The 22,499-nt window shown below is 63.6% G+C and carries 22 protein-coding genes; 16 read left to right on the plus strand and 6 right to left on the minus strand.

Going from position 1 to position 22,499, the window contains the following annotated elements:
• Positions 1–19 precede the first annotated feature (19 nt).
• Positions 20–319, minus strand: a complete 300-nt coding sequence (locus LPA34_RS21760) for a hypothetical protein (RefSeq protein ID WP_228982117.1) — start codon at positions 317–319, stop codon at positions 20–22.
• 373 nt (positions 320–692) lie between these two features.
• Here LPA34_RS21760 and LPA34_RS21765 point away from each other — a divergent pair, with 373 nt between their 5' ends.
• The 9 genes from LPA34_RS21765 to LPA34_RS21805 all read left to right on the plus strand — a co-directional run bounded on the left by LPA34_RS21765 (position 693) and on the right by LPA34_RS21805 (position 9,100).
• Positions 693–1,004 (plus strand): hypothetical protein, encoded by a 312-nt coding sequence (locus LPA34_RS21765; RefSeq protein WP_228982118.1) that lies wholly within the window; start codon positions 693–695, stop codon positions 1,002–1,004.
• Positions 1,005–1,151: 147 nt separating this feature from the next.
• Positions 1,152–2,960: an ATP-binding protein gene (locus tag LPA34_RS21770; RefSeq protein WP_228982120.1), complete on the plus strand. Its 1,809-nt coding sequence runs from the start codon at positions 1,152–1,154 to the stop codon at positions 2,958–2,960.
• Positions 2,961–3,104: 144 nt separating this feature from the next.
• A complete protein-coding gene (locus tag LPA34_RS21775) occupies positions 3,105–4,193 on the plus strand; it encodes an acyl-CoA dehydrogenase family protein (RefSeq protein ID WP_228982122.1) in 1,089 nt (362 codons plus the stop codon).
• Positions 4,194–4,225: 32 nt separating this feature from the next.
• Positions 4,226–4,825, plus strand: coding sequence for a class I SAM-dependent methyltransferase (locus tag LPA34_RS21780; protein WP_228982125.1), 600 nt, complete (start codon positions 4,226–4,228; stop codon positions 4,823–4,825).
• Positions 4,822–5,475: a glycosyltransferase family 2 protein gene (locus tag LPA34_RS21785; protein WP_228982127.1), complete on the plus strand. Its 654-nt coding sequence runs from the start codon at positions 4,822–4,824 to the stop codon at positions 5,473–5,475. Before LPA34_RS21780 ends, LPA34_RS21785 begins: the two co-directional genes overlap by 4 nt.
• Before the next feature lie 259 nt (positions 5,476–5,734).
• The gene (locus tag LPA34_RS21790) at positions 5,735–6,190 is read left to right on the plus strand and encodes a response regulator (RefSeq protein WP_228982131.1); all 456 of its coding nucleotides are present in this window, start codon (positions 5,735–5,737) and stop codon (positions 6,188–6,190) included.
• Positions 6,191–6,510: 320 nt separating this feature from the next.
• Positions 6,511–6,705 (plus strand): hypothetical protein, encoded by a 195-nt coding sequence (locus LPA34_RS21795; protein ID WP_228982133.1) that lies wholly within the window; start codon positions 6,511–6,513, stop codon positions 6,703–6,705.
• 20 nt (positions 6,706–6,725) lie between these two features.
• Positions 6,726–7,022 (plus strand): hypothetical protein, encoded by a 297-nt coding sequence (locus LPA34_RS21800; protein WP_228982134.1) that lies wholly within the window; start codon positions 6,726–6,728, stop codon positions 7,020–7,022.
• A 119-nt stretch (positions 7,023–7,141) separates the two neighbouring features.
• Entirely contained in the window at positions 7,142–9,100 is a 1,959-nt protein-coding gene (locus LPA34_RS21805; protein ID WP_267478877.1) for a PAS domain-containing hybrid sensor histidine kinase/response regulator, read from the plus strand.
• Between the two features lie 151 nt (positions 9,101–9,251).
• On the opposite strand, the gene LPA34_RS21810 is transcribed toward LPA34_RS21805, so the two are convergent.
• The 3 genes from LPA34_RS21810 to hmpA form a co-directional block, all read right to left on the minus strand.
• Positions 9,252–10,196, minus strand: coding sequence for a LysR family transcriptional regulator (locus LPA34_RS21810; RefSeq protein ID WP_228982135.1), 945 nt, complete (start codon positions 10,194–10,196; stop codon positions 9,252–9,254).
• An 84-nt stretch (positions 10,197–10,280) separates the two neighbouring features.
• Positions 10,281–10,667 (minus strand): hemerythrin domain-containing protein, encoded by a 387-nt coding sequence (locus LPA34_RS21815; protein ID WP_228982136.1) that lies wholly within the window; start codon positions 10,665–10,667, stop codon positions 10,281–10,283.
• 29 nt (positions 10,668–10,696) lie between these two features.
• Positions 10,697–11,878: an NO-inducible flavohemoprotein gene (hmpA, locus tag LPA34_RS21820; protein ID WP_228982137.1), complete on the minus strand. Its 1,182-nt coding sequence runs from the start codon at positions 11,876–11,878 to the stop codon at positions 10,697–10,699.
• A 138-nt stretch (positions 11,879–12,016) separates the two neighbouring features.
• Between hmpA and norR the strand changes: the two genes are divergently transcribed.
• Positions 12,017–13,606: a nitric oxide reductase transcriptional regulator NorR gene (norR, locus tag LPA34_RS21825; protein ID WP_228982139.1), complete on the plus strand. Its 1,590-nt coding sequence runs from the start codon at positions 12,017–12,019 to the stop codon at positions 13,604–13,606.
• Positions 13,607–13,663: 57 nt separating this feature from the next.
• Here norR and LPA34_RS21830 read toward each other — a convergent pair whose 3' ends face one another.
• Positions 13,664–14,101, minus strand: coding sequence for a carboxymuconolactone decarboxylase family protein (locus LPA34_RS21830; RefSeq protein ID WP_228982140.1), 438 nt, complete (start codon positions 14,099–14,101; stop codon positions 13,664–13,666).
• A 622-nt stretch (positions 14,102–14,723) separates the two neighbouring features.
• Between LPA34_RS21830 and LPA34_RS21835 the strand changes: the two genes are divergently transcribed.
• The 6 genes from LPA34_RS21835 to LPA34_RS21860 all read left to right on the plus strand — a co-directional run bounded on the left by LPA34_RS21835 (position 14,724) and on the right by LPA34_RS21860 (position 19,857).
• A complete protein-coding gene (locus LPA34_RS21835) occupies positions 14,724–15,335 on the plus strand; it encodes a c-type cytochrome (RefSeq protein WP_228982260.1) in 612 nt (203 codons plus the stop codon).
• A gap of 88 nt (positions 15,336–15,423) precedes the next feature.
• On the plus strand, positions 15,424–16,638 hold the full coding sequence (locus LPA34_RS21840; protein WP_228982262.1) for a c-type cytochrome: 1,215 nt from the start codon (positions 15,424–15,426) through the stop codon (positions 16,636–16,638).
• A gap of 38 nt (positions 16,639–16,676) precedes the next feature.
• A complete protein-coding gene (locus LPA34_RS21845; RefSeq protein WP_228982143.1) occupies positions 16,677–16,853 on the plus strand; it encodes a hypothetical protein in 177 nt (58 codons plus the stop codon).
• Between the two features lie 16 nt (positions 16,854–16,869).
• Positions 16,870–17,433 carry a cupredoxin domain-containing protein gene (locus LPA34_RS21850; RefSeq protein ID WP_407672483.1) on the plus strand — a complete coding sequence of 188 codons (564 nt, stop codon included), beginning with the start codon at positions 16,870–16,872 and terminating at the stop codon, positions 17,431–17,433.
• Complete coding sequence (locus tag LPA34_RS21855) at positions 17,423–19,048, plus strand: b(o/a)3-type cytochrome-c oxidase subunit 1 (protein ID WP_228982146.1); 1,626 nt, start codon at positions 17,423–17,425, stop codon at positions 19,046–19,048. Before LPA34_RS21850 ends, LPA34_RS21855 begins: the two co-directional genes overlap by 11 nt.
• Positions 19,045–19,857 (plus strand): c-type cytochrome, encoded by an 813-nt coding sequence (locus LPA34_RS21860; RefSeq protein ID WP_228982149.1) that lies wholly within the window; start codon positions 19,045–19,047, stop codon positions 19,855–19,857. The genes LPA34_RS21855 and LPA34_RS21860 overlap by 4 nt, the downstream gene beginning before the upstream one ends.
• A 115-nt stretch (positions 19,858–19,972) precedes the next feature.
• Here the strand turns inward: LPA34_RS21860 and LPA34_RS21865 are convergent, their stop codons facing one another.
• A complete protein-coding gene (locus LPA34_RS21865; RefSeq protein ID WP_228982151.1) occupies positions 19,973–22,438 on the minus strand; it encodes a mechanosensitive ion channel family protein in 2,466 nt (821 codons plus the stop codon).
• Positions 22,439–22,499 lie beyond the last annotated feature (61 nt).

Raw genomic sequence — 22,499 nt, forward strand, 5'->3', positions numbered from 1 at the left:
CGCTCACCGCGTTCCCGCTTCACAGCAAGATCGACAGCGTGATGGCGAACCAGACGGCCGTCATGCCCGCGACGAACATCTTGCGCGCGACGCGTATTTTCACGTCGCTGGTCTCGGGTTCCACCGGGCTCGTCGCCATCCACGGAACGAGGCCGAGGCACGCGAAACCCGCCAGCGCGAAGCCGACCACGAAGACGTGTGAGACCGCCCAGCGCGAGTCCTCATGGACGCCCCAGTAGCCTAGAAACACGATGCCGATGGAGAACACGGTCGAGGCCGCTGAACTGAGTGCCACGACCGATCCGGTTGGGCTTGGCATGCGCTACCTCCTTCGTCGGGGCATCCGGGTCCAGCGATTCTACGTCATGGACGGCTTCGCGCTTCGCGCTGCCCGACGAAAGACGGGTTGCACGGACGTCGTTCCTGCAACCCGTTGCACTACGAAAAGGCTCTTCGGGATCGCGCGGACCCGCGGGCGTGAACGATCCCGCCCGGAAGCGGGCTCATGATCGAAATGCATGATCTTTTCGGTTCCCGCAATCCGGGCTGGCAAGGCAACCGCCGCTGTTGCATCAGCCCATCAGATTTTTATGTACCGTTTGCGCGAGTGCCTGTATGAATGTACAGTGTTGCGATCCTTTAGCCGGCACCGCATCAGTCAGGGCGCGGCCGGTCCCCGCTGGAGAGCTTTCTTGCGCACATTCATCTTGCCGGTAGCGTTGTTGGGCATCGCGTCGAGCGCGTATGCCGCGGAGCGGTACGTCGAGGTCTGGAACCCGCCTGAAGCGCAGACCGCGCCCGCGAAACCCGGCACGCGGAAAAAGACCGGCCACCGGTCCGCAGCCAGAAAGCCGTCGCCGACCATCGCGAAGAAAGTCACCGATCCGGCCGCGAGCAATGCGGGCGCGGCTTCCGCCGCACCGCGCGTGAAGGTTCGCCCGATCGATCCGAACACGGATATTCCTCGCAAGATCGGGCCCGACGGGCACGTGCTGCGCGTCTGATTTCACGGCAATTCGCGTTGCAAAAAAGCCGGGGCGACAACCGGTTTCACTGGGTAGGTAAAAATGCGGCGGGTCGCGCGACAGGTGTCGGTGCGGCACGGGGATTGCTGAATTCTGGCCACACTTCGTCACCGATCTGGGGCCCGGATGAATCCCGCCAATTCCCTGGTAAATCAGCGCATCGAGCACGCTCGCGTCGCTGGCGTGCTGGCAACCGGCGCGTTCCTGCAACGCCCCGCGCGAGTTGCCGACCATCTCGCCGAAAACAACCTGCTGATCACGCTCATTCGCGCGCTAACTGGCTCGCCGGATGTGTTGCTGCCATCGTTCGCGCAATCCGCGCTCAGGTCGTGCAGGGCTGGCAGCGCCGGCATCAGTCTGCTGGAAGACACGTCCGCACCCGATGCCGCGTTCAGATGGGTCGCGCTCGCCGGTCAGTGCGATGTCCTTGCCGGCAGCCGCACGCGGCGCGACGAATGTCCATGCGGCATCACCCTCGATCTGGATACGCCGCAGCTATTTGTGCGTCCGCAGCATTTCTTCGCGTGCCTGCGCGACGCACAACCGGAAATCGTCGAAATGCTGGTCGTGCCGATTCCGGCCGGTGAGGGTCCGCATGGCGCGATGTGGGTGATCTCTCATGATCCGGGCCGCACATTCGATCCGGAAGATGCGCGTCTGCTCACGGATGTCGCGACGCTCGCGGGCGCGGCGCTGACGCATCTGAACGCACGGCGCGTCGCCGCGGACGAAGCCGCCGAAGCGCAAGCCGCGCGTGCGCAGCTGGAGGAAGCCGAGATGCGGCGCGAAGAATTCATCGCGATGCTCGGACATGAACTGCGCAATCCGATGTCGCCGATCGAAAGCGCCATCGGCGCATCGAAACATTTGTGCGCGAGTAACGATGAAGCGCTGGGCGTGCTGAACGTCGCCCAGCGGCAGATGCGCCACCTGCGCACACTCGTCGACGATCTGCTCGACGCGGCGCGCCTGAAGCACGGCAAGATGGCGATCCGGCACAGCAACACATCGCTCAATGAAATCGTCTTCGATGCGGTGACGGCTGTGAGTCATCACGTCGAGGCACGCAAGCACGTGCTGACGCTACATGGTATGGACGAACCCGTTTATGTCCGCGCGGACCATGTGCGCATAAGCCAGGTACTCGGCAATCTGCTTTCGAACGCGGCGAAATACACGCCGGTGGGCGGCCATATCGAACTCACGGTGGAGCCTTTGCCCGAGGAGCCTTCCCCGGGTGGCGGCGCCAGGCAGGATCAGTACGGCGTCGTGGTGATCACGGTGACGGACGACGGCATCGGCATCAGTCGCGAGATGTTGCCGCATATGTTCGATCTTTTTGCGCAGTCGCCGTCGAGCAGTGCGCGCGCGGAGGGCGGACTTGGCATTGGGCTCGCGGTGGCGAAGCGGATGGTCGAACTGCATGCCGGCACGATCGCGATCAGCAGCACGCGCGGGAAAGGCACGACCGTGACGCTTCGTCTGCCGATCCTCGATCGCACGCGTTCCGCGCTGGAGCCTTCGCGATCCGAAACGACGCCGATGCCGGCACCCGCCCGGCTCCTGCTCGTGGATGACAACCGCGACGCGCTCGAAGCACTGAAAACGCTGCTGGAGGTACAGGGCCACGAAGTGGTCGCGGTCGACAACGGGCAGGAAGCCGTCGAATTGATGCGCTCATGGCGACCGGAAGTAGCGGTGGTCGATGTCGGCATGCCGGGGATGGACGGCTTCGAAGTGGCGCGCGCGATCCGCTCACATGTGGAACTGGCCGGCATCATGATCGTCGCGTTGACAGGCTACGCATCGGAGTCGGACAAATCGCGCGCGCTCGCAGCCGGTTTTCACTACCACCTGACGAAACCGCTGTCGATGGACAAGCTGAATTACCTTCTGTCGCATCGAAGCGGCGGCATGATCCAGGGGCTCGTCTAGTCGGTCTCTTTTACACCCGGAGATCACGACAGGCGCATATCCGGGCGGGCACGCGGTTTGCCTCTCAGGCATGAGCGCCGTTGCGACATCGCTGTCCAGACGTACAGGCGCATTGTCCTAACCGCCCGTTGCCCGGAGAGCGAAATGTCTGATATGCCAGTAGCGCCCGCCGCGCACGACACACTTCACACGGGCCTTCCCGATTTCGAAAACGAGCCAGCTGCCAGATTTGCTTCGCTCGAACGCTTCCTTGCCGATGTCCGGTTCGATGCGGGCTCTGCCACCGACCTCGGCGATGTGTTGTGCGCGATGATCGAGCGCGGACTCGACCGGTTGCCGCTACCCGGGCAAGGTGCGACGCTGATGCGCTGGCGCGCGCTCGCGGCTGTCGCGGCGCGCGATCTCGGACTTGTCAAATTCTACGAAGGGCATACCGACGCGTTCGCGATACTGGCCGAACTGCACGGCCCGGCTGCGCGGTCCCGGAGCCTTTGGGGCACGTGGGCTGCGGAGCCACCCGATGCGAAAGTCGTGGCGAGCGCGGTGAGCGAAGGCGTGCTGCATCTGCATGGCACGAAGGCGTGGTGTTCCGGCGCCGAGGTCGTCAGCCACGCGCTGGTCACGGCGTGGCTCGACGATGCGCCGGTGCTTGCCGCAGTCGATCTGCAGCAACCGTCGATATCGATGTCTTGCGAAAACTGGCATGCCGTGGGCATGCAGGCAAGCGCGAGTGGCGACGTGCGCTTTGAAGGCGCCCGTGCGATGCAGGTGGGCGGCGCACACGACTACGTCGTGCGCCCGGGTTTCTGGCACGGTGGCGGGGGCGTCGCCGCATGCTGGTACGGCGCCGCATGCGGCATTGCCAATGTGCTGGGCGAAGCCGTGATCAGGCGATCCGATCCTCACGCGCTTGCGCATCTCGGCGCGGTCGATGCTTCGCTTGCCGGTGCCGGCGCGGTGCTGCGCGAAACCGCAAACTTCATCGACGCCCATCCCGAAGCGAACGCGATGCGCGTTGTGCTGCGCGCGCGGCTCGCTGTCGAGCGCGCGGCTTCTACCGTGATGACGCATGCCAGTCGCGCCCTCGGTGCGGGGCCGTTGTGTCGCGACGCGCGCCTGGCCCGCCTGATGGCGGACCTTCCTGTCTTCCTGCGCCAGAGTCACGCGGAGCGCGATCTCGCGTCGCTTGGCAATACGTATGTCGACGATCCCGGCCATGCGTGGCTGCTTTGAACCGTTCCCGCAGGGAACATCGGACGGACATCATGGCTTCGCCCGCGACTTACTTCGATGCGTTGTACCTCCACAGCGACGACCCGTGGAGCGTGCGCACGCGCTGGTACGAGCGCCGCAAGCGCCAACTCACGATGGCCTCGCTGCCGCGCGAGCGTTACCGGTGTGCGTTCGAGCCGGGTTGTTCCAACGGCGAGCTGAGCGCGTTGCTTGCCAGACGGTGCGACGCGCTGCTCGTTGTCGATCTCAGCGAATCCGCCATAGAGCTGGCGCGCGCACGGCTTGCCGATATGCCGACCGTACACGTCGAACAACGCAGCGTGCCGCGGGAATGGCCCGATCGTGAGTTCGACCTGATCGTCCTTGGCGAAATCGCTTACTACTTCGATGCAGGCGAACTCGAAACGCTCGCGCGGAAAATCCGCGCGACGTTGTCATCCGACGGAACGTTGATCGCCTGTCACTGGCGGCATCGATATGACGAAGCGCTGCAAACGGCGGAAGCGGCGCACGCATCGCTGCATGCGCTTTGCGCGATGCCACGCATCGTCCATCACGAAGAGCGCGATCTGATCCTCGACGTATGGACGACACACGGACGCTCGGTCGCAGAAGAGGAGGGCATCGCATGATCGGCGTTGTCATTCCCGCGCACAATGAAGAGGCGCTGCTCGCCGCGTGTCTCTCGACTGTCAGGGAAGCGGCCATGCATCCGGGACTCGCGGGGGAAGAGGTCCGCGTCGTGGTCGTGCTCGATGGATGCACCGATTTTTCGGGCGTCATTGCGCATGGTTTCGGCGTCGATACGCTCGCGGTGAACGCGTACAATGTCGGCATCGCGCGCGCGAGTGGCGCGTCGCATCTGCTCGATGCAGGCGCGCGCTGGCTGTCGTTCACCGATGCGGACAGCCGCGTTTCGTCTGCATGGCTCGTCGCGCAGTTGTCGCTGGGCGCGGACGCGGTATGTGGATCGATCAGCGTCGACGACTGGTCCACGCATCCGCCGTGCGTGCGCGAGTATTTTCGCAGTCGCTATATGGATGCCGACGGCCATCGTCACGTGCATGGCGCGAACCTGGGCGTCTCAGCAGACGCGTACCTGCGCGCAGGCGGCTTTCCGCCGCGCAAATGCAGCGAAGACGTGGTGCTCGTGGACCGGTTGATCGCAACGGGCGCCCGCATTGCATGGAGCGCCGCGCCGCGTGTGGTGACAAGCGCACGTATCGAAGCCCGTGCGCGGGGTGGGTTCGGCGACACGCTCACTCAATGGGCTGCGGGTTGAACGCACGTCATCGAAGATATTTTCATCTGACTGTCGTGCCGCAACGGTCTCGCACCGGCCCAACGAAGGGTTTTCCCTGAAGTGCTTTTTTGACACTTTATCGGGGTTCTCCCGATCCCCGTCAATGTTCATCCCTGTTGTGTTCGTTCTTTTGTCGCCTTACGCTGGTTTGAAGGGCTGATCAGCGTATGGGGCGTGGCCGGGTGCGTATCTTGCGCACGCAGCGTCAGCGCATTTTTGGCGTAGAGGGGAGAACAGGATGGTCGATCCGGGCGAGAGCGACGGAGACGATGTGGTGTTGTGGCGATCGTTCACGCGAGCGATGGCCGACCATCGTCGCGTGCTTGTCGTCGACGACTATCACGACGCCGCGGACGCCCTGCAGATGCTGCTCGACGCCGATGGGTTCGAGTGTCGCGCGGTTCACGATTCGCTCGACGTCTGCAGGATCGCGGGCGAATGGCAGCCATTCGCGGTGGTGCTCGATATCGCGATGCCCGGGCTCGACGGTCTCGAACTCGCACGCAGGCTGCGCGGCGACCCGCGGACTTCGCATATGCTGCTGATCGCATGTACCGCGTTTGCATCGACCGAAGACAAGGCACGGGCCCGCGCCGCGGGGTTCGACGCGCATTGCGCGAAGCCGCTCACACCCGGGCGCATCATTCGCGTTCTTGAGACGGCGGCGTCGAGTTTTTCACCAGACAGTCCCTGATGGATCCCCTCTTGCGAGGCACCGCAGGAAAAATTTGCGAGCGGCTTGTAATTTCCTCAGGGAATTTTTTCGTGCGCGACACCGGCATGTTTCGTCATGAATCCGTTGACCGCGTTGGCGCCCCTGGCCCGTACACGCGCTGCGCGCGCTATCGGCAGCCACGTTCGCGCGGTTAGCCCGGTGCCTGAAAACGGCCCGGGAAGGCACGTCCCTTGCTGTACTTCGTGTGTGCCTGCTTCATGTCCTTCAGGAGAAGGTCCGCCGGGCATTTCAGCCGGTCATACGGCACTCCTGCTCCTCAACGAATTCAGGAGAATCACATGAAACCCACTCCGGGAAATGTTTTGATCATCGCATCTCTATTCGCGCTGATGGTCGGTGCAAGCGGCTGCAAGCGTGCCGACACCAGCAGCGATACCGGCGCCACCGGTATGAGCAATTCCGCCAGCACGCCTGCGGCGGCAGGGGCTATGGGTGCGTCGGGGGCATTGGGAGCATCGGGTGCAAGCCAGTAATGCACCGCGCGGAGCAGATTATGGAATCGACCACGAAGGTCCACTACGAGACCAGTGTTTGCGGTGGCGACTTCAAGAACGTTCTCGAATGCTTTAAACGCTGGAAGCGCGAGCCCCTCGTATTTCGTCCCGGCCAGAACATGTTTGAAGGCAAGGAGGAAGTGCGCCGCGTATCGGAACGCGTATTTGGGAACGGCGAACTCGCGCAGAACACGCTCATGGAAATGTGCGATCCGTGCGCGCCCTACGCGCTGGCCGCCGAAATCCGCGACGACGAACGGGATATGTGGCTCGTCATGGCCGCTTACGCGGATTAGCGGCATACTGACACCTGAAGTTTTGCCCAGGGTCCGTCCGGAATTACCCCAGCGCGGGGCGCTATCCGCCGCGTGAGGTATATCCCTTGCCGCGTCAATAAACATACACCTCACGCGCCATGATTTCGTCCAATACGCGGCTCCCTCCCGAAACCATCGCATCCGGCGAGCCGCCAGGCGCCTCCGCTATCGGGCCGTCCGTCCAGGAAGCGAGCTTCCGCGCACTGGTGCAAGGCATCGAGGACTACGCGATGTTCCTGCTTGACCCGACGGGCCATGTCATTACCTGGAACACCGGCGCCGAGCGCATCAAGGGCTACCGGGCAGACGAGATCATCGGCATACATTTTTCGCGTTTTTACACAGAAGAAGCTGTCGCCCGCGGCTGGCCGGACCATGAACTGGTTCAGGCCACGCTTCATGGCCGGTTCGAGGACGCAGGCTGGCGCGTGCGCAAGGACGGCACGCAATTCTGGGCAAACGTCGTGATTACGGCACTGCGCGACGCTCAAGGCCGCTTGAGCGGCTTCGCGAAGATCACCCGCGACCTCACCATCCAGCGCGCCCAGATGGAGGCGCTGCATCAGAGCGAGGAGCGGTTCCGGCTGCTCGTCGAAAACGTCAAGGACCATGCGATCTTCATGCTTGACCCGACCGGGTGCGTGATCAGCTGGAATACGGGTGCGCGCAACCTCAAGGGCTACACCCACGACGAGATCATCGGCCAGCACTTCTCCGTGTTCTATCCGGCAGAAGACATCGCAAACGGCAAGCCCGAGCGTGAACTCGTGACCGCGAAACTGACCGGCCACGTCGAGGACGAAGGCTGGCGAGTGCGCAAGGACGGCACGATGTTCTGGGCCAACGTCACGATCACGGCGGTCTACGACGAATCGAATTTGCTGCACGGCTTCGCCAAGGTGACGCGCGATATGACCGAGCGGCGTCATCGCGAGGAACTCGAACTGTCCAGCGAGCGCATGCAGCGCTTTCTCGCGATCCTCGCGCACGAACTGCGCAATCCGCTCGCACCGCTGCGCAATGCGGTCGGCGTGATGCGGCTCGAAACCGGCTTGAGCCCTTCGCTGGAACATACGCGCGACGTGATCGACCGGCAGGTGACGCACGTCACTCGCCTTGTCGACGATCTGCTGGACGTGGGCCGCATCACATCGGGCAAGATCGAAATCCGGCTTGAGGACGTCGAGCTGGGCGAGATCATGGCGCGCGCGGTCGAGGTGTCGAAACCCTTTACAGAGTCGCGCAACCAGCGGGTCGAGATCGTGACGCCGGATGAACCGGTGCATGTCACCGCCGACCCGACACGTCTCGTGCAGGTATTGCAAAACCTGCTGCACAACGCCTCGAAATTTTCGCCGGAAGCGAGCACGATCACGATCAGCGCGCGGGCAGTGGGCGGTCATGCGTTGCTGGAAGTCCGCGATTCAGGCTGCGGGATCGGCACGGACCTGCTCGAAGCGGTTTTCGATCTGTTCGTGCAGGAGCAGCAGTGGCCGTTGCCGTTGCAAGGTGGCCTCGGCATCGGACTCACGCTGTGCCGCTCGCTGGTCGAACTGCATGGCGGAACGATCACCGCGTCGAGCGAGGGCACGGGCAAGGGCACGACGCTGAGCGTCCGCTTGCCGCTGCGAACGGTGCAGGCTGCCGCGGCATCGCCCGATGCCGCGGACGCGCAGGCGCCCGCCGCCGCGCCGCTGCGCGTGCTGATCGTCGACGACAACCGCGATTCCGCAGACAGCCTCGGCATGCTGTTCGAACTGATGGGCCATGACGTGCGCATCGCGTATGACGGACCCCATGCGCTCGAAATCGCGCGCGACTTCACGGCCCAGGCCGCGCTGATCGATCTGGCGATGCCGAAAATGGATGGCTACGCAGTGCTGGCAGCGCTGCGCGTACTGCCGGGATTCGGCAACACGCTGTACGCGGCGATGACGGGCTTCGGCCACGCGCGCGATTTCGCGCAGACCCGCAGCGCAGGTTTCGAGGCACATCTGGTGAAACCCGTCGAACTAAAGAAGTTCGAGGCGCTGCTGCTGCGCGCGCAGAACCGGTAAGCGCGGCCGCGCCGCGCGCGGGCTCCTGCAAGGATGAATCCGGGTGCGGCGCGCACGCCGCGCATGACTGGAATCGCTCCATGAAACAGGCAAAAAAGCGCCGGCTCCAGAATGGAGGCCGGCTAACGGAGTGACACAAACGCGGCAAGGATCAGGCACGCAACGCGGTCACGGTTGCGACCCTGGAGGCTTCGGCCAGGATGGATTCCTCGCGCCGTGCAGCCCCTTCAAAATGAATCTTCAGATGATCGAGCCATGTGCGCACTTTCGCGTCGAGGAACTGACGCGACGGAAAGAGCGCATACAGTGTGAGCGGCTGCAGGCGGTAGTGCGGCAACACGCGCACGAGACGTCCGGCACCGATCGCTTCGACCGCCACATGCAGCGGCAGCGCGCCGATACCCATGCCGAGTTCGAGTGCCGAAGCGGCCGATTCGAGCGTGTTCACGCAAAACGCCGGTTTCGTCGTCACGATCACGGATGCGTCGTTTGCATCGACGAGCGCGAGATCGACGGATTCCGTGAACGCCGGCGTGAAGCTCACGAACGGATGGGCTTCGAGATCGAACGGCGTCTCGACGGTTGTATCGCGTCGTAGATAACCCGGTGCCGCGCACAGCACGCTGTACGTCTCGCGAAGATTCACGCCGATAAACGACGAGTCGCGCAACGCGGGCATCGCGACGATCGCGGTGTCAAAGCCGTCTTCGAGCAGGTCCATGTTTTCGTCGGATAACGACAATGCAACATGAACGTGCGGATACTGCTGCTGGTATTGCCCGATCGCCGGCACCAGATAATGCCGGCCAATCGAGGGTGACGCATGAACGTGCAGCCGGCCGGCCGGCTGAAGATGCACCGCGCGCGCTTCGGCCTCGGCTTCGTCGACTGAAGCGAGGATCGCGCGGCAGCGGCCCAGATAGCGCCTGCCCGCCTGGGTCAGCGCGATCTGGCGCGTCGTGCGATGCAGCAGACGCGTTTCCAGATGCTGCTCCAGCTCGGTGATGAGCCGTGAAGCAACGCCGATACTCATCGTCAGTGAACGTGCGGCGGACGTGAAGCTCAGGTCCTCCGCGACGCGCACGAACAGTCGCATGTTCCGGTATAGATCCATGGGTTTGAGGGCCGCCAGGGAAAGCGTGCGGGAGCAAAAGTGCGCCCGCACGGTTGCTGCTTGCTACTACTCGCAATAATTCGCGAACGCGGGATAAAGACGTACTTCTTCGCGGGTCATACGCTGGCGGAGCTGGGAAATGGTGCGTCCCAGATGCCGTGCGTAATCGAGGCCGGATCCGCCGTTCGCATAGGCATCGAAGAATCCGTTCACGTCGGCGGTGATGTTTTGCATCTCCGCCGAATACGTCGCGCCGAGTTCGCGCGTCTCCTCATGTCGCTGCATGACGGGGTACAGCTGGGTATCTTCCCGTTTCAGATGCGCCTGTACGAGGGCACGGGCCTGAACCAGTTTCTTTTTGCCTTCTTCGCTGGAAATGCCCAGTTTCTGGCATTCGTCCAGCAGCTTGAAGATTGCTTCGTGATCGTGCCGCAGGGTGTCGGTGAAGGACATGTTTCTTGAACGTTGTGAGTGGACAGGGTTTAGTCGAGTACCGATGCCGGGCCGAAGAATTCGTAACGGCTCTGCGTTTCGGGCACGCCCAGTTCCTTCAGGTGTTTCTTGATCGCCTTCATGAAACTGACGGGGCCGAGGAAGTACGCATCCACGTCACGCGTTTCCGGTAGCCATTCGTTCAGGCGCTCCTGATCGAGCAGCCCGTATGCGTGTGCTTCGGCATCGCCCTGGCGTTGATGCTCGTAGCAGTAGAACGCATTCAGCTGCGGATGGCGCCCGGCGAGATCGTCGATCCAGTCGCGGAACGCATGCACGCCGCCGTGACGCGCCGCGTGAATGAAGTGCACCGGCCGGTCCGTTTCGAGCGCGGCTTCGAGCATGGCGAGCGTCGGCGTAATGCCCACGCCGCCGCTGATCAGCACAAGCGGCTTCTCGTTGTGTTCGAGCCGGAAATCGCCGGAGGGCGCGAACAGTTCGATCGTGTCGCCTTCGTGGACACTGTCGTGCAGATAGTTCGACACGCGGCCGCCCGGCTCGCGCTTCACGCTGATACGGTATTCGTCCGTGCCCGCTGCAGCGGACAGCGAATAGTTGCGGCGCAGTTCCTCGCCGTCGATGAACACCTGCATGCCGATGTACTGACCCGGATGAAACTCGAGCAGCTCGCCGCCGTCGGCCGGGCGGAAATGGAACGACGTGATTTCGTCGCTTTCCTGCACCTTGCGCGCGATGCGGAACGTGCGCGCACCACGCCAGCCGCCACGCGCGTTTTCTTTTTCGGCGTAAATGTTTTCTTCGAGACCGATTAGCAGATCGGCCAGTTGCTGATAGGCTGCTCCCCATGCCTCGATCACAGCGTCGGTTGCGATCTCAGGTCCGAGCACTTCGCGAATCGCGCGCAGCAGGCAGCCGCCAACGATCGGATAATGCTCAGGCAGGATCTGCAGCGCGACATGCTTGTTGATGATCGTGGCGACGAGGCCGCCAAGCTGCTCCAGTTCGTCGATGTGGCGCGCATACATCAGCACGCCGTTCGCCAGCGCGCGGGGCTGCGCGCCGCTTGCCTGGTGAGCCTGGTTGAAGAGCGGGCGCACCGAGGGGTTCTCGTCCAGCAGCGTGTTGTAGAAGTGCGTGATCAGCGCTTCGCCGCCGCTTTCGAGAAGCGGGACGGTTGCCTTGACGATGGCGCGGTGTTCGGTTGAAAGCATCTGCGGATTCCTTTTCATGGCAGTTGGAAGAGGGGAATCGCCTTCAAGGCGGGTTCCTCGTTCGAGGTTTTATATACACGTTTCATGCCAGCTAAAAATTCCTTTAGAATCAGATGCCTTTGAATTGGTGTGGTTGATATGACACGAGTCGAAAAGACTACTGATGTAGTCACTCTGACTGTTCATGCAGTATTGGATGCGCTGATTCCACTCGTCGAGGACCTGTCGCGCGAGCTGCCTCCCGCCGAGCGTTTCCGGCGTCTGCTCGACACCTTGCGCACGCTCTTTCCCGGCGACGCCGCCGCGCTGTTGCGGCTCGAAGGCGACACGCTGGTGCCGCTCGCGATCAACGGTTTGAGCAGCGACACGCTGGGCCGGCGTTTTCGCGTGAGCGACCATCCGCGCTTTGCGCAACTGCTTTCGCAGCGCGAGCCCACCCGCTTTGCCGCCGATTCCGGTCTGCCCGATCCGTACGACGGTCTGGTGCAGGCCATCGAAGGCCATCTGGAAGTACACGACTGCCTCGGTTGCCCGCTGTATATCGACGGACGGCTTTGGGGCCTGCTGACGCTCGACGCGCTCGATCCTTCCCAGTTCGACGCACTCGATCTGCCTTCGCTGCAGGCGTTCCTGAGTCTCGCGGCGGCGACGGTCAGCGTGGTCGATCGCATCGATACGCTCGCGCGCAGCTCGGAGGAAGAGCGGGCGCGTGCCGAGGCATACCGGCTGGCGAGCAGCGCGACGCGTCGCGAGATGATCGGCAGCAGCGCGCAGCATAAGCGCCTGATGGACGAGATCGCCGTGGTCGCCAACAGCGACCTGACGGTGCTGGTGACGGGCGAGACGGGCGTCGGCAAGGAACTCGTCGCGAACGCCATTCACGGGCTGTCGCCGCGGGCCGGCAAGCCGATGATCAGCCTGAACTGCGCGGCGTTGCCCGACACGCTTGTCGAAAGCGAACTGTTCGGCCATGTGCGCGGTGCGTTTTCGGGGGCGTCGGCGGACCGTCGCGGCAAATTCGAACTCGCGGACGGAGGCACGCTCTTTCTCGACGAAGTGGGCGAACTGCCGCTCGGCGTGCAGGCGAAGCTGCTGCGCGTACTGCAGAACGGGCAGATCCAGCGCATCGGGTCGGACAACGAACACAAGGTCGACGTGCGGCTGATCGCCGCGACCAACCGCGATCTTGCCGAGGAAGTGCGCGAAGGCCGCTTTCGCGCGGATTTCTATCATCGTTTGAGCGTGTATCCGTTATGGGCGCCGCCGCTGCGCGAACGCGGGCGCGACGTACTGCTGATCGCCGGTTTCTTTCTCGAAGAGAACCGTTCGCGGCTCGGGCTCTTGAGTCTGCGGCTTTCGAACGAGGCGCAGGCGGCGCTGCTCGCGTACACGTGGCCGGGCAACGTGCGCGAACTGGAGCATCTGATCGGGCGCAGCGCGCTGAAGGCGCTCGCGCGCCACGGACACCGTCCGCGCATTCTCACGCTGACGCAGGACGATCTGGCGCTGTCCGACGCGCGGCGCGCGCTGGCTTCGGCGGCGGGTGCCGCGAACGGCGACGCCGTGGACGCGCCGGCAGACTTCCGCTCGGCCATCGAAGGCTACGAGCGCACGCTCATCAGCGAGGCGCTCGCGCGCAACGATCGCAACTGGGCGTCGGCGGCGCGTGAGCTTGGCATGGATCGCGCGAACCTGAACCGGCTCGCAAAACGTCTCGGATTGAAGTGAAGGGCGTGCGTGGCAGCACCGCTTCGCCGATGACGGCGGGCATCTGCCCGCGCTGCTTCAGGCCGGCATTTTGCGGAATGCGATTGCAAAGCGGTTCCACGTATTGATCGCATTGACGAGCAGCGTCAGGTCGACGATTTCCTCGTCGCTGAAGTGCGGGCGAACCGCTTCCCAGACGGCGTCCGGCACATGATCGTGCGACACGAGCGTGAGCGCTTCGGTCCATTCGAGCGCGGCACGTTCGCGGTCCGTGAAGAACGGCGTTTCGCGCCACACGACGACCGTCGCGAGGCGGCGTTCGGTTTCGCCGCCCTTGCGTGCGTCGGTGACGTGCATGTCGACGCAGAAGGCGCAGCCGTTGATCTGGGACGCGCGCAGCCGGACCAGCTCGGCAAGCGATTTTTCGAGGCCCGATTTGCCGATGCGTTCTTCGAGCGCGAGGACGGCCTTGATGGCATTCGGGTTGGCGGAGTAGAAGTCGAGACGTGAAGTCATGGCAGTTTCCCTGATCGGTTGAGGCGCGCGAAGCAGCGCGACAGGACCAAGATTAGGCGATGATGTGGTTCGTGAAAATTACCAGTTTTTAATTTTTTCAGGTAACCAGTTCACCAGGGCATCGCGGCATGTAACGACGCGGGAAAGACGTCAGTGGTCATGCCGATGCAATAGTTAAGGCCCATACCATATTCAATGGAAAGCGGCTTGCAGGCGACCATGACTGTTGTTTTTTGCCTTACCACTTTTCCCCGTCTCAAAAAAGATACGAAGATTGTTCTTGCTCAAACCGATATGTATTTGAATACGCACGCCTGAAAGCGGTATGGTAATTTCCGCTTCAGTTTTCTATAACTCGTATAGCCGTACAGCAGCCTTAGAATGCGCCGGACCTTGATGATCGCCACGGGCGACACATCTTCCGGAGAAAAAAATTTGCGCATGACGGTATTAAAAGCCTCGCCGGGTTGCCGGCTGCCGTTTGCGCGACAGACCAATGCATCAGCAACCTGAGAGGGTCGAGGTGGTAAAACGGCGGACACTCATTGCGATCGCGCTTCTTGCGTGTTCGAGCCTGACGGCATTCGCCGCGGACCCGGCTTCTGATCAGGCGCCCGACACGATGCATGCCCGGGTGCTCGCCTGCGCGGCCTGTCACGGCCAGCGCGGCGAGGGCACCGATAACGACTACTTCCCGCGTCTGTCCGGCAAGCCCGCCGGGTATCTGTACAACCAGCTGCTCGCGTTCCGTGATGGCCGGCGCAAATATCCGCCGATGAACTATCTGCTCGCGTATCTCCCCGACCCGTACCTGCACAAGATCGCCGATTACTTCGCGGCTGAACGTCCGCCGTTCCCGCCGCCTTCCACGCCCACGGTCGACGCGGCAACGCTCGCGCTTGGGCAGACGCTCGTCACGCATGGAGATGCATCGCGTCAGATTCCTGCCTGCGTGGCGTGCCATGGCGGCGCGCTGACCGGCATGGAGCCGGCCATTCCGGGTCTGCTCGGGCTGCACGCGGATTACCTGAGCGCGCAGCTTGGCGCATGGCGTTACGGCACGCGTGGTACGGCCGCGCCCGATTGCATGAAGGTCGTCGCAACACACCTGAACGAGCGGGACATCACCGCCGTGGCCGCGTGGCTCGCGTCGCAGAAAGCGCCGGCCGATCCGTCTCCGGTCGCCGCCGGTTCGCTCAAGATGCCGCTCGCCTGCGGCAGCGTCCCTCACTAACCGGAGAACTGAATTGCACGCTCTCCGATACGTCAGAACGCTCAAGACTTTCACCCGCCGCGCGGCATGCGCCGTCGCGCTGTCCTCTCTGGCCGTGACGGGTGCGCATGCGCAGACCGCCGCCTCGAAAGACAACGCCAGTGTCGTGGCGCGCGGCGAATATCTCGCTCGCGCGAGCGATTGCATCGCGTGCCACACGATGCCGGCCGGCAAGCTGTTCGCCGGCACGCGCCCGATGGATACGCCGTTCGGCACGCTCTACACGCCGAACATCACGCCCGACAGGGAAACCGGCATCGGCTCATGGAGCGCCGACGATTTCTACCGGATGCTGCACGAAGGCAAGTCGAAGGACGGCACGATCCTCTATCCCGCGATGCCCTACGCGTCGTACACGCGCATGACGCGTGAGGATTCGGACGCGATGTATGCATATCTGATGTCCGTGCCTGCCGTCCATCAGCCGAACCGTCCGCACACGCTGCGTTTTCCGTTCAACAAGCGCGAACTGCTGCTGGGCTGGCGCACGCTGTATTTCCGTCAGGGCGAATACAAGGCCGATCCCACGCAGTCCGTCGAATGGAACCGGGGCGCGTATCTCGTCGAAGGTCCGGGACACTGCGCGATGTGCCACACGGCGATCAATGCGCTCGGCGGCAGCTCGGCATCGAAGGCATTCGAAGGCGGCCTGATTCCGATGCAGAACTGGTATGCGCCGTCGCTCACGTCGAACCGGGAAGCGGGTCTCGGCGACTGGAGCATCGAGGAGATTTCCGATCTGCTGCAGACGGGCGTCTCGAAGCGCGGTGCGGTGTACGGTCCGATGGCCGAAGTCGTTTACGACAGCCTGCAATACATGTCGGACGAAGATATCCGCGCGATGGCTGTCTATCTGAAGAGCCTGCCGGCACGTAGCGGCCAGCGCGCGAGCCCGCCGACGGCGGCCGTCACCGAGGAAAAGAACCGCCTGTATCCGCTCGGCAAGAAGATCTACGACGCGCAGTGCGCGGTCTGTCACGGTATCGACGGCAAGGGCAAGGTGCCGCATTTCCCGCCGCTGGCGCAAAACCAGTCGATTTTGATGACCTCGGCGGTGAACCCGGTTCGCATGGTGCTCAACGGCGGCTATCCGCCGGGCACGACGAAGAATCCGTCGCCGTATGGCATGCCGCCGTTCGCGCATACGCTTTCGGATGAAGAGGTGGCGGCTGTCGTCACGTATATCCGCACCGCGTGGGGCAATCACGGTACGCCGGTCAGCGGCAGGGAAGCGAACGAGTTGCGCACCGCGCCGCTTTATTGAGCGCACCGTCACAGCATTTTGAGCATATCGAGGAAAGCATGAGCGATTCCCCTTCCGGCCACGCGCATAGCGCGGAAGATGAAGCCGTGGACGAAATCGTCAGCCGCGGCCCAGGCGGCGCGATTGCACTCGCGGGCATTGCCACGGCCATCGTCATCGGCCTGTGGTTTGCGTTCTATTTCATCGTGTTCCTGCCTCGCGGCGTGATCCAGTGAGGCACCTTGCATGGCAATGACTCCCGCTCCTCATCATTCGTCATCGGAACAGGTCGCCGCGCGCGTCGAGCGGCGCTGGGCGATGCTCGTGGTCGGCATCGTCACGGTGCTGGTCGCGGTGATGGTCTATACCGGCCTGCACTGGGCGATGATGCCGCCTTCGCGCGTCGAGATAGTCGATCCGCTTTCGCTGCACGTATCTGGCGAATTCATCGAGAGCAATCTCGGTACCGCGAGCGAAAGCGACGGCTCGGTCACGGTGCGCCTCGTCGCGCAGCAGTATTCGTTCACGCCGCAATGTCTCGTGGTGCCGGCAAACACGCCCGTCACGTTCCGCGCCACCAGCGCGGACGTCATACACGGCCTCCTGATCACCCATACCAACATCAACTCGATGCTCGAACCCGGCTACGTCTCGACCTTCAGGACGACATTCGATCAACCTGGCGACCATCTGATGCCGTGTCATGAATACTGCGGCGTCGGCCACCAGGGCATGTGGGCGCACGTCAAGGTCGTGGACAAGGCAACGTTCGCGCAGATGGCGGCCGGTTCGCGGAGGGTCAGCTGTGTTCAATAGCAAACGGCTCGTTCTCGCGCATTTCTGGCTGGCGTTCGCCGCGTTCGGGCTCGCGCTCCTGCTGGGCGCGTGGCAGATGTATGTGCGCAGCCCGCTGCATCCGTGGCTGCAGAATCCAGAGCATTACTACCGTTCGGTGACGGCCCACGGCTCGGCCATGGGTTATGTATTCCCAACGCTGATCGCGATGGGCTTCGGCTATGCCGTCTCCGAACTCGCGCTCAAGCGTCCGCTCATCGGCCTGCGCTGGGCGTGGGCCGGTTTCTGGCTGGTGCTGGCCGGCACCGTCACGGCGATGGTGCCGGTCGCGATGGGCCTCGCTTCGGTGCTGTACACGTTCTATCCGCCGATGATCGGCAACGCGTTCTACTACATCGGCATCGTGCTCGTGGTGGTCGGCTCGTGGATCTGGGTCGCGCTGATGGGCATCAACATGCGCGCGTGGAAACGCGGGAACCCGGGCAAGCCGGTGCCGCTCGCGATGTTCGCCACCGTGGCCGGCGCGTACCTGTGGGGCTGGACCGCGGTGGGTGCCGCGCTCGAACTGCTGTTCCAGATCCTGCCGGTCGCACTCGGCTTCAAGCACACGATCGACGCGGGTCTCGCGCGCGTGTTTTTCTCGTGGACGCTGCACGCGATCGTCTACTTCTGGCTGATGCCGGCCTATATCGCGTACTACACGATCATCCCGCGCGCGATCGGCGGGCGGCTCTACAGCGACTCGATGGCGCGCATCTCGTTCATCCTGTTCCTCGTGGTGTCGATGCCGATCGGCATTCACCATCTGTTCGCCGATCCGGAAGTCGGCTCGGGCTTCAAGTTCCTGCACTCGGTGTTTACGGCGCTCGTAGCCGTGCCGACGCTGCTCACGGTCTTCACGATCAGCGCATCGGTCGAGATCGCGGCGCGGCTGCGCGGCGGCAAGGGCGCACTCGGCTGGCTGAAGGCGCTGCCGTGGGAGAACCCGATGATGCTCGCGGTGGCGTTCTCGTTCGTGATGCTCGGCTTCGGCGGGGCGGGCGGCATCATCAACATGAGCTACCAGATGGATTCGACGATCCACAACACGCAGTGGGTCACCGGCCACTTCCACCTGATTTTCGCGGGTGCGATCGTCATCATGTATTTCGTGATCGCCTACGATCTGTGGCCGCAACTCACGGGCCGCGCGGTGACGAGTCTCAAGTTGATGCGCCTGCAACTGTGGCTGTGGTTCATCGGCATGATCGTGCTGACGTTCCCGTGGCATTACGTCGGTATTCTCGGCATGCCGCGCCGCATGGCGTTCTACGATTACACGAATCCGGAAATCGCCGCGCAGGCGATCTGGGTGACGATGTCGGCGATTGGCGGATTCATTCTCGTGATCTCGGCGATCCTGTTCTTCGCGATTCTGTACCGGACGCAGCGCGGTCCCCGCGTCACGCCGCCGGAATACCGCTTCAGCACCGCGGTGCATGAGCCGGTGAAACTGCCGGTTGCCCTGAACAGCTTTAGTCTGTGGGTCACGTTGATGGTCGTACTGACCGTGACCAACTACGGCTACCCGATCGGGCAGTTACTGTCGCAGCCGCAGACATCCGTGCCGGCCGTGCCGGTTGGAGGACAGCGATGAACGACACAGGAAACGAGCGCCTGTTCTCGCTGGCCAATCCGTGGTTCAGGACGAGCGTCGGCGCGATGGTTGTTCTTATCGTGTCCGGAGTGCTGATCGGGTTCGTGTGGCTGCCGTCCGCGCAGAAAGACGCGCAGTTCCAGGGTATCTGGAACGCGATCTGCAGCGCGGCGGGTGTGCCGCAGAAATGGCTCGCGGGCGGTGAGCCCGTCGAGTCGAAAGTACGGACCAGTACTGCCGAAATCACCCCGCAACTGCTCGCGCATTCGAGTGCGTCCTCGATTGGCCGCGGTGCGACGCTCGCGATGCGCTGCACGATGTGTCACGGCGAGCGCGGCATGAGCGAAGCCAACTCGCCGAATCTCGCCGGGCAATATGCTGTTGTGATCTACAAGCAGTTGCTCGATTTTCAGTCGGGTGCGCGGACCAGTGCGGTGATGTCGCCGATGGCCGGCAATCTGGGCGATCAGGAAATGCGCGATCTGGCGGCGTACTACGCTTCGCTGCCGCGCCCCGTGCTCGCGGGCACGAAGCCGAATCCGCCGATGCCGGAGATCGTCGCGAACGGCTCGCCGATGCGTAACATCGTGTCGTGCACGGCGTGTCATGGCGATGTCGACAACAAGGCGGGAGCCCCGTGGCTCGAAGGCATGCCGGCTGCGTATGTGAAGGCGCAGTTGCAGGCGTTTGCATCGGGTGCGCGTCACAACGACATCAGCGAGCAGATGCGCAACGTCGCGCGCCAGATGACACCGGCAGAAATGGACGCGGCTGCGACGTACTACGCCGGGGCAAGCCCGGTGCATTGAGTTGAAGCATCGTCGCGCGTGAAGTGGACGGGAGGCACACGACACGAACGCGCGACGATCGCGCCCGTGCCTGCGGGGTCGCCAGTCGGCACGACCCGTTCGATTCCCGGTTTCATTACGCGTCTTTATTGCCGCTGGCGGTTTTCGCGCCCTGCGCGCCCTTTGCTTCCTGAGTATTTCCCGCCGTTTTTGCGTCCCCGGCATCGGGCTCGCGTGCCGTCGTGCCGTCCATCTGCACGAGCAGATTGCGGTTCGGATTCGCGATCTGGATGTCGCGCGCCTGGAACGTCGCGGCGATGCGCCGGTTGAATTCGCGCTGCACCGACCAGCGCGCCGTATCACGACACTGCATCTGGCCGGCCAGCGTGATAGCCGCGCCGTCGACCGCATCGACGCCCCAGAAGCTGAAGTCGGACAGGATGCCGCCCTTGAACGCATCGTCGTTGCGCAACGTAGTGCCGATCTCCTTGAGCGTTTCGATCGCGCGATCGACGTCCTGTCCGTACGCGATACTGACCCGCACCGCCGCGTTGCCGAGCCCGCGATTCGTGTTGTTGACGGTCGACACCGAACTGAACGGCACGGTATACAGCGAACCGTCGCCGCCGCGCAAACGCACCGTGCGGATCGACAGATATTCGACCGTGCCGGACACGCCCGCGAGCGTGACCCAGTCACCCACCTGCATCGCGTTTTCCATCAGCAGGAAAATACCGGTGATGAAATCCTGCACGAGCTTTTGCGAGCCGAAGCCGAGCGCCACGCCGAAGATGCTCGCACTCGCCAGCAGCGGCGCCGTGTTGACGCCAAGCTCGCTTAGCCCGGTCAGCACGACGACGAGCGCGATCACGACGAAGAGCGCCGAGCGCAGCATCGGCAGCAACGTGCGCAGACGCGCGGCGCGAATGAGATCGCCGCTGGTCTTCCACTGGTCGAGCCGCCTTTCGATCGCCACGTTCACCCATTCCCACACGACGAGCGCGACAAACGCCGCAATCGAGATCGTCACGACGGCGGAGGCGAGGCGATGGCCGACCGTGCCGTGCGAGAAAAACTGCGCGACGTTGAAACCCCACACCTGCAGCAGCACCAGCGCGGTGACCACGATCAGCAACGTCGACACCGTGCGCCGTGCGAGCGGGTAATAGCGTGAAGCGTGCTGTTGCGCGATCGACGCCTGCGCGTCCTCGTCGATATTGAACGCGCGCCCGAGCGCGCCGATGATCATGATCGATACGACGCGGGCAGCCACCAGCACGGCGAGCGAGATCACGCCGAGATGCAGCAACGCCTGATAGCCGTTATGCACGTCGAGCGCCCAGACGAACCACAGCGCCATCACGGCGAACACCGCAACGTAGGCCCAGCCGTCGGCGATCCAGTCGCCAACGATTTCCATCGACGGCATGTGGGCGACGCGCGCGCGAATCCGTGCGGCGACCGGCTGGCGGCATTGCAGGATCAGGATCGACACCATCACGTGCGCGATCAGCGCGACGAATTTCATCAACGCGAGGTGCGCGTCTTCGTTCATGCCGAGTTGCGACGCGGTTTCAGCAAGACCCGCGCCGACGCCGACCACGCTGGCAATCGCGATCACCCACCGGTGCACGAGCGCGGCCCACCGGTTGCCCATGCGCCACAGGCGCAGCGTGGGCGCGTCGGGCTGCAGGAAAAAACCGCTGATGATCACCGCGCCGCGGCTCGATACGTAGAGATCGATCAGCGCGTCGAGCACGCGACCGTCGGGGGTGTTGTCGTCGGTGAGGGTCGACATCAGCACGGTCGCGACAATCATGAAGACGACGACCGGTAGCGCCTTGAACAGCGTGTGGAGCAGGGCGCCCGGCAGGCGGCGCAGCAACGACCAGTGATGCGCCGCGCTGCGCTTTCGCTGGCTTGCGTCGGCGGCTGCGGATGTGTCCGGCAGCGGTGCGACGGATGGCATGAGCGCGGCGTCCTGCGGTTCGTGGTCCGGTCCATCCTGTTGCGCCGCGCTGGCGCGTTTTGCGTGGCGCGCGATGACCACCTCGCGCGGGCGGCGCAGCAGGCGGTGCGCCAGCCATTCGAATGCGAGCGCGGGCAGCAGCGCACTGAGCAACGTCAGCACGACGCGGCCGAGCAGCGCGCGACCGTCCGGGTTCACGAGCGCGTTATGCCACCATGCGCGCACCGACGCCACATCGAGCAAAGCCGCCACCGAATGGCGCAGCGAAGCGCCGCCATGCGCGAGCCAGTGCGCGCCCTGGCGAGCGAGTTGCGAAGCGAGGCCGTTGCGCTCGAACGCCGTGGGTATGTGTGCTGTGGCAGCCCCGGAAGCCGGCGCTGATGGCGATGCAGGCGCCGATGCGGGTATCGCGCTCAGTGCGCCGGCGGCGGCCACGGCGCGCAGCGTGTCTTCGATCTGGCTGCGTTGCTTCGGATCGTTCAGCACGTCGAGCGCCTGACGGGCTTCTTCGGGTGTGAGCCGCAGCGGCGCGGCGCTGCTCGCGCCCGCAGCCGCCGCGGCGGAGGGTGCCGACGCAGCGAGCGCGGAGAGCGCGAACATGAACAGAAGACAGGCGAGAAGGATTTTGCGCATAGGGGTCCGGTGGACAGTAAAGACGGCAGCAGTCACGGCAGCAGTTTACGGGCCAGTACAC

It is taken from the genome of Paraburkholderia gardini (genome assembly GCF_907164575.1).
GTDB lineage: Bacteria > Pseudomonadota > Gammaproteobacteria > Burkholderiales > Burkholderiaceae > Paraburkholderia > Paraburkholderia gardini.

Bases quoted from the DNA above. Each gene is read 5' to 3' on its own strand.
- LPA34_RS21760 (WP_228982117.1), bottom strand. From the start codon at position 319: ATGCCAAGCCCAACCGGATCGGTCGTGGCACTCAGTTCAGCGGCCTCG.
- LPA34_RS21770 (WP_228982120.1), top strand. From the start codon at position 1,152: ATGAATCCCGCCAATTCCCTGGTAAATCAGCGCATCGAGCACGCTCGC.
- LPA34_RS21775 (WP_228982122.1), top strand. From the start codon at position 3,105: ATGTCTGATATGCCAGTAGCGCCCGCCGCGCACGACACACTTCACACG.
- LPA34_RS21780 (WP_228982125.1), top strand. From the start codon at position 4,226: ATGGCTTCGCCCGCGACTTACTTCGATGCGTTGTACCTCCACAGCGAC.
- LPA34_RS21785 (WP_228982127.1), top strand. From the start codon at position 4,822: ATGATCGGCGTTGTCATTCCCGCGCACAATGAAGAGGCGCTGCTCGCC.
- LPA34_RS21790 (WP_228982131.1), top strand. From the start codon at position 5,735: ATGGTCGATCCGGGCGAGAGCGACGGAGACGATGTGGTGTTGTGGCGA.
- LPA34_RS21795 (WP_228982133.1), top strand. From the start codon at position 6,511: ATGAAACCCACTCCGGGAAATGTTTTGATCATCGCATCTCTATTCGCG.
- LPA34_RS21800 (WP_228982134.1), top strand. From the start codon at position 6,726: ATGGAATCGACCACGAAGGTCCACTACGAGACCAGTGTTTGCGGTGGC.
- LPA34_RS21805 (WP_267478877.1), top strand. From the start codon at position 7,142: ATGATTTCGTCCAATACGCGGCTCCCTCCCGAAACCATCGCATCCGGC.
- LPA34_RS21810 (WP_228982135.1), bottom strand. From the start codon at position 10,196: ATGCGACTGTTCGTGCGCGTCGCGGAGGACCTGAGCTTCACGTCCGCC.
- LPA34_RS21815 (WP_228982136.1), bottom strand. From the start codon at position 10,667: ATGTCCTTCACCGACACCCTGCGGCACGATCACGAAGCAATCTTCAAG.
- hmpA (WP_228982137.1), bottom strand. From the start codon at position 11,878: ATGCTTTCAACCGAACACCGCGCCATCGTCAAGGCAACCGTCCCGCTT.
- norR (WP_228982139.1), top strand. From the start codon at position 12,017: ATGACACGAGTCGAAAAGACTACTGATGTAGTCACTCTGACTGTTCAT.
- LPA34_RS21830 (WP_228982140.1), bottom strand. From the start codon at position 14,101: ATGACTTCACGTCTCGACTTCTACTCCGCCAACCCGAATGCCATCAAG.
- LPA34_RS21835 (WP_228982260.1), top strand. From the start codon at position 14,724: ATGCATGCCCGGGTGCTCGCCTGCGCGGCCTGTCACGGCCAGCGCGGC.
- LPA34_RS21845 (WP_228982143.1), top strand. From the start codon at position 16,677: ATGAGCGATTCCCCTTCCGGCCACGCGCATAGCGCGGAAGATGAAGCC.
- LPA34_RS21850 (WP_407672483.1), top strand. From the start codon at position 16,870: ATGACTCCCGCTCCTCATCATTCGTCATCGGAACAGGTCGCCGCGCGC.
- LPA34_RS21860 (WP_228982149.1), top strand. From the start codon at position 19,045: ATGAACGACACAGGAAACGAGCGCCTGTTCTCGCTGGCCAATCCGTGG.
- LPA34_RS21865 (WP_228982151.1), bottom strand. From the start codon at position 22,438: ATGCGCAAAATCCTTCTCGCCTGTCTTCTGTTCATGTTCGCGCTCTCC.